We start from the raw sequence: 4,643 nt of genomic DNA on the forward strand, positions 1-4,643 counted from the left end.
CAGAGCTAAAAGATTTACTCTGTGCTTATCTCAACCCCTACATCGGTGACGATCTGCTGGATTTGCACAGCAATGTAATGATATGCGTAAAATGCGGTAGCGATCGAGTGGCAAAAAATGGGCATCGTCACGATAAGCAACGTTATATTTGCAGAGCTTGTGGCAAACAATTCGCCGAAGCATACAACTTGAGAGGTTATCCTCCACAAACTAAGCAGCAATGTCTCGACTTGCATCGGCAAGGCACAAGCTTCCGCGAGATCGAACGCCAAACAGGTGTATCTCACAACACAGTCATTAATTGGGCGCGACAATCTCAGATCGATTCTCGCAGCAGCAATTTAGATTGAATAATAGAGAGGAAAAGATTTAGCTTCTTTGGGTTTGATATAGACCTTTTGCTGTGGTTCCAGACGTAGCTCATCGAATCGATCGCGTGTCAAATGTGTCGAAATAACTTGTCCGTCAGCTAATGCTAATTCGGCTTGAATCTCCCAACCAAACATTAAAATCAAGTTTCTTCAATTGAGTCCTGATATTCAATAATAGCGGCAATTGCACGAGCAATTTCTTGTAAATCCAATTCAAGTAAAGTACCGATTTTCCGAATGAATCTCCGAGTATCGAGGCTTCTAGATTGAAGTGCATCCGCAGCCGATGGCTTAGTTAGGCCATTTTCATTGGTAGGATCGAGCCGAATATGCCAGAGATCCGATGAGAAAGAATCTTTCCACCACTAATTTAAGGGGAAGTTTGCCGATATAGTCGGAGCTAATGACAATTGCAGGACGAGTTTTCTGAATTTCCGCACCAACAGTTGGATCTAGATTAACCAGCCAGATTTCTCCACGTCTAGGAAGCATAGGTTTCAGAGATGTCGAGGTTAATCCATTCTGCCCACTCTGCTTGACGATCTTCGTAGTCAGGTAAAGCAGCTTCGGCTTGCTGTGCTAAGATGCGACGGCGTTCCTCGATCGATAGTTTGAGGAAGGATTGTCTATCTATCATTTGTGGGCTAGATTCTGGGGCGTCGGGGATAATCAAGATTACCTCGATCGTTTGTCCAATTGGCAGATTTGGCAGATCGATCTCTATGCGATTGCCTGCTTGAATTGTGGTAGTGACGTAACGGGTTTGTTTCATGGAAATCGCTCGATGTTCGCTTAATTCTATTTTACTGCTATAGCTTTAGATCTGGGATAAAAAATCTTGTGGTTGAAGTTAATTTGGGTGGTTTTTGCTAATAATGAGTCACAGAAACTACGATCGATCGAGTCGATTTAAATCTCAAAACAAGGCTAATCGAATTCCTAGATCGACATCGCCAAAACAGGAGCTTACAGTTGGAAGTTTAAATCGAATAATATAAAGGAAAAGATTTAGCTTCTTTGGGTTTGATATAGACTTTTTGCTGTGGTTCTAATCGTAACTCGTCAAATCGATCGCGGGTCAAATGCGCCGAAATAACTTGCCCATCAGCTAGTGCTAATTCGGCTTGAATCTCCCAGCCGAGATGAATGATCCGCGTTACCGTTGCAGCCGTCAGCGTACTATCTGGCGTAGTCTCGATCGAGATATCCTGCGGGCGGAGATAGACTTGGGGATGATTGGCTTCAAATCCATTATTTTGAAAGATATCCGCGCTGCTGGGTAGGACATTCACAGGGCCGATAAAACTCATCACAAAGGCACTCGCAGGTCGATCGTAAATCTCCGCTGCCGTGCCGACTTGCTCGATTTGACCTTTATTCATCACCACAATCTTATCGGCTACTTCCATCGCCTCCTCTTGGTCGTGGGTGACGAATACCGTCGTCACATGCACCTCGTCGTGGAGGCGGCGCAACCAGGCGCGCAAGTCCTTACGAACTTTTGCATCCAAGGCTCCAAATGGTTCGTCGAGTAATAACACCTTGGGTTCGACAGCTAGCGATCGAGCCAAAGCTACGCGCTGTCTCTGTCCGCCGGATAATTGGGAGGGGTATCGATCGCCCAATCCTGACAACTGGACTAATTCTAGCAATTCATCAGCTCTAGCTTTAATTTTGGCCGGACTCGCCTTACGAATCTTGAGTCCAAAACCGATATTTTCCCGAATCGTCAGGTGTTTGAATAGGGCGTAATGTTGGAACACAAAGCCAATATTTCGCTCTTGGACGCTCTGATTGGTGGCATCTGTCCCCGTGAGCCAAATCTTGCCGCTATCAGGTGTCTCTAGCCCCGCAATCAACCGCAATAAAGTGGATTTCCCCGAACCTGAAGGCCCCAATAGAGCCACTAGCGCGCCCGATTCGATTTCGAGATCGACACCATCGACTGCTTGAAAGCTGCCAAATTGCTTCGAGACATTTTTTACTGATATACCCATTATTTAAAATATCCGATTGATAATAGTGGCGGGGAGCGACTGAAATCGCGCTGTAGACGAGCGAAGCGAGACGTGTCGCTAGCGGCTCGCAGCCGGGAGGTTCCCTCCCGGATTATGCGAGACAAGACAGACGGTTCCCTCAGCGTGCGTTTCAGTCAGCGACGCATCGACCTGGAGGTTTCCTCCAGGTTGTGTGCGTCAAGACAAGACAGCGGGGAGCAGACTTTAACTGATGCGGATTGGTACCAGAAGAATAGAATTAGACCTGGATCGATCTTGCCGCCATGTTAATTTTGGCTAACTGGTGGGCACAATTTAAGTAAGCTATTTAGTCTTAGTCAACAGCTCTGTGTTGTCGATCTCCAACCATCGACTCATCCGTTCGGTGGAGATATTTTAGACTATCTAATGGGTAAGATTATAGATACCTGTGACCGTTGACTCGATCGCAAAACTGGTTGAGAAAAATCTCAATGTTGGTAAAATAAGCATTTATGCTGAAGTTGCCGATTGTGGCGATCGGTCATTGCTACTGTCGCGATTTTGACGAGACAAATGCTAGCGATCTCGATCTCAGATGTCTATACATCTTAACTTCTAAGTTAAATCCGAATCGCGGACAATCTACCAATATCTAGATGATTAATCTACGACCATCTAGATCGAAGTGCAGACTATCGGCCAGATCCTTGTCAATCCGAAATATCAAAAGTATACTCGGAATAGATTTCGATCGCGTAACATGGCTGACGGTCTTTAACGAGATCGTGTTAATATTTAGGAAAATATACAAGACATATTTATAGTCGAATATTCAATCGGTATTTTCGCCGATATCTTTCCGTAAATACGTCACACTCACACAAGTTAGTTACAGAGAATTTACGCATCAGCTCAATAAATATTCGGGAAATTTCAATCATGAAGCGATTAATGTGGTACGTTAGCTGCTGTCTGATGCCTTTATTCGGTGCATCAGCCACTTACGCCAACCCTGAAGTAAAACCCAGTGAAACTAAGATCGCTGGAAATGCAGCGAGTTTGGGTAGGTTATCGAGCATGGATTACCACCAATCGCTCGTGGCAACACCAACAGTCGCTGGCGATATTCTAGCGCAAACGCCACCCCCACCCCCCACGCCGACAACTCCGTCTGCACCGACAACGCCAACCGCACCCACCACAGTGCCTAGTACCACCCCTGCGACGCCAAGTGGTGACAGCCAAGAGTTGCAAGAACGGCTCAACAAGATCAAAGACACTCAAGCAACCGATTCTGGTTATAACCCAAAGACCTCTCCAGCCTTCGCAATTTTCAATCCCGTTGGCTTTGGTGCTGATAAGAATTTAGTATTTTTCTCGCTCGACTATCAAAGTTGCACTAGAGGCCCAACTTGCGTCTCAGACGGTGGTGCTGGCCTCGGGATCGGCTTAGGCGACGCTACCAACTCGATCGGTGCAGAAATATCTTATGCTCTCAATAGTTTCGGTTCTAGTGCAGCTTTCGGTAGTGGTGCTTTTAGTGGCAAACTTCATAAGCGCGTAGCTGAAGATACCGCCGTGGCGATCGGTTGGAACCAATTTGCCAAAGTTAACTTCGGTGCTGGTAGAAATGGTAACAGTCCTTCGGATTACCCCAACAACTCTTACTATTTAGTCGGTACCAAAATTCTGCGTACCGTTGATGATATCAACCAACCCTTCAGCCGGGTAGCCCTTACTGCTGGTATCGGTAGCGGTGTATTCTTGCCATTCGATGCAAACAACCAGAGCCTCGATCGTGGTGGCATTGGCGTTTTTGGTTCGGTCGGCGTCCGGATTGCCAGACCTGTGAGTGCTGTCGTGGAATGGACAGGTCAAGATCTAGCCGCAGGTGTATCGATCGCTCCATTCGATAACTTCCCTCTTGTGATTACTCCCGCCTTCCGGGATATTACTGGCATCCCCAATCAAAGCGCAAGATTTGTCCTCGGTGCGAGTGTAGCTTTTAACTTCTAAAGCCGCTTGACTTTGGCCAATACCGAACAAAAGTTTCAATTATCCTAAATCAATCATCAATTTTAAGGTTGAATGACAATGCTAAACATCTCGAAATGTCAGAAATTAATCGTTGGCTGTAGCGCAGTCTTGGTTGCAGTAACAATCGGCTCAGCTCAGTCTGTTCAAGCTCAGACTCGAACCAACGTACCTAATACACCTAATGGTGGTATCTACAGTAACGCTACCGGTGGTAACGTCACCACTACTACTGGTGGTGGTACCGGAATTACTTCAG

General features: G+C 46.2%; 5 protein-coding genes and 3 pseudogenes. 4 read left to right on the plus strand and 4 right to left on the minus strand.

Going from position 1 to position 4,643, the window contains the following annotated elements; translation table 11 throughout:
- A pseudogene (locus RMO84_RS07120) lies at nucleotides 1-350 on the plus strand (hypothetical protein); the annotation flags it as partial.
- Here RMO84_RS07120 and RMO84_RS07125 read toward each other — a convergent pair.
- From RMO84_RS07125 to RMO84_RS07140, 4 genes and pseudogenes are all read right to left on the minus strand, one after another.
- A pseudogene (locus RMO84_RS07125) lies at nucleotides 342-512 on the minus strand (TOBE-like domain-containing protein); the annotation flags it as partial. The pseudogenes RMO84_RS07120 and RMO84_RS07125 sit on opposite strands and share 9 nt — an antisense overlap.
- Nucleotides 512-863: pseudogene (locus RMO84_RS21315) on the minus strand (type II toxin-antitoxin system PemK/MazF family toxin). The pseudogenes RMO84_RS07125 and RMO84_RS21315, both read right to left, overlap by 1 nt.
- On the minus strand, nucleotides 853-1,143 hold the full coding sequence (locus RMO84_RS07135; protein WP_310487776.1) for a hypothetical protein: 291 nt from the start codon (nucleotides 1,141-1,143) through the stop codon (nucleotides 853-855). Before RMO84_RS07135 ends, RMO84_RS21315 begins: the two are co-directional and overlap by 11 nt.
- Before the next feature lie 208 nt (nucleotides 1,144-1,351).
- Nucleotides 1,352-2,368 (minus strand): TOBE-like domain-containing protein, encoded by a 1,017-nt coding sequence (locus RMO84_RS07140; RefSeq protein ID WP_310487777.1) that lies wholly within the window; start codon nucleotides 2,366-2,368, stop codon nucleotides 1,352-1,354.
- A gap of 494 nt (nucleotides 2,369-2,862) precedes the next feature.
- Here RMO84_RS07140 and RMO84_RS07145 point away from each other — a divergent pair, with 494 nt between their 5' ends.
- The 3 genes from RMO84_RS07145 to RMO84_RS07155 form a co-directional block, all read left to right on the plus strand.
- The gene (locus tag RMO84_RS07145; protein WP_310487778.1) at nucleotides 2,863-3,006 is read left to right on the plus strand and encodes a hypothetical protein; all 144 of its coding nucleotides are present in this window, start codon (nucleotides 2,863-2,865) and stop codon (nucleotides 3,004-3,006) included.
- 283 nt (nucleotides 3,007-3,289) lie between these two features.
- Nucleotides 3,290-4,366 carry a hypothetical protein gene (locus RMO84_RS07150; RefSeq protein WP_310487779.1) on the plus strand — a complete coding sequence of 359 codons (1,077 nt, stop codon included), beginning with the start codon at nucleotides 3,290-3,292 and terminating at the stop codon, nucleotides 4,364-4,366.
- A 72-nt stretch (nucleotides 4,367-4,438) separates the two neighbouring features.
- Nucleotides 4,439-4,643: hypothetical protein (locus RMO84_RS07155; RefSeq protein WP_310487780.1), on the plus strand; the 205-nt coding region annotated here is incomplete at its 3' end.

It is taken from the genome of Chamaesiphon sp. VAR_69_metabat_338 (assembly GCF_031423935.1).
Lineage (GTDB): Bacteria > Cyanobacteriota > Cyanobacteriia > Cyanobacteriales > Chamaesiphonaceae > Chamaesiphon.

Coding starts and splice junctions, on each gene's coding strand:
- RMO84_RS07135 (WP_310487776.1), bottom strand. CDS start 1,143: ATGAAACAAACCCGTTACGTCACTACCACAATTCAAGCAGGCAATCGC.
- RMO84_RS07140 (WP_310487777.1), bottom strand. CDS start 2,368: ATGGGTATATCAGTAAAAAATGTCTCGAAGCAATTTGGCAGCTTTCAA.
- RMO84_RS07145 (WP_310487778.1), top strand. CDS start 2,863: ATGCTGAAGTTGCCGATTGTGGCGATCGGTCATTGCTACTGTCGCGAT.
- RMO84_RS07150 (WP_310487779.1), top strand. CDS start 3,290: ATGAAGCGATTAATGTGGTACGTTAGCTGCTGTCTGATGCCTTTATTC.